At 68.4% G+C, this 557-nt stretch carries 1 protein-coding gene; it reads right to left on the reverse strand.

The features are described 5' to 3' along the window. Nucleotides 1–207: 207 nt before the first annotated feature. On the reverse strand, nt 208–465 hold the full coding sequence (locus LPA54_RS35830) for a hypothetical protein (protein WP_228984735.1): 258 nt from the start codon (nt 463–465) through the stop codon (nt 208–210). Nucleotides 466–557: the final 92 nt, after the last annotated feature.

Genomic DNA, 557 nt, shown 5'->3' on the forward strand with positions numbered 1-557 from the left:
GTCTCAGTGCGACGCCAGGCGTAGTCGCATCGGATCTGTCCGCATCTCCACGGCCGGACCGCTGACCTGCAGTAAAGCGCGAACTGTGGCCCCGGAGCGCAGCGATGACCGCGCAGACCGGAGCGATGCGCGACCTACCGCCCGAGAGCCTGTACCGCCCGGACAGATGACCGTCGAGCACCGTTCGCTCGCTCCTTCCACGGAAGATCAGCCACACAGTGCCCGTATCTCCACCAACTCCTCTGCATCTCCGCCCAGCCGTTGCCAACGCTCGTGAGATGGTTCAAGCAGTCCAGGCACCCGGCAGTCGCGGTCGTCGATGCAGCGGCGCATCCCGGCGGTGAGGTGGGTGTTGAGGTTGTCCCGGACCAGCACGACTGGCCCGCCGAGCTGCTGGTGAGCGGTCTCGATGAGGTCGCGGTAGTCCTTCCCGGGGAAAGCTTCTGCGTCCGTCGGACCGGGCATCGGGGCAGGGCCCGAAGACCAGCCGGGAAGGAAGGGTCCCCGGCCCTGCGGCAGACCAGTGCGGCGACCGCAAGCGGCCGCGGGACCGGGTG

It is taken from the genome of Streptomyces sp. DH12, assembly GCF_020873895.1.
GTDB lineage: Bacteria > Actinomycetota > Actinomycetes > Streptomycetales > Streptomycetaceae > Streptomyces.

Coding starts and splice junctions, on each gene's coding strand:
- LPA54_RS35830 (WP_228984735.1), bottom strand. CDS start 465: ATGCCCGGTCCGACGGACGCAGAAGCTTTCCCCGGGAAGGACTACCGC.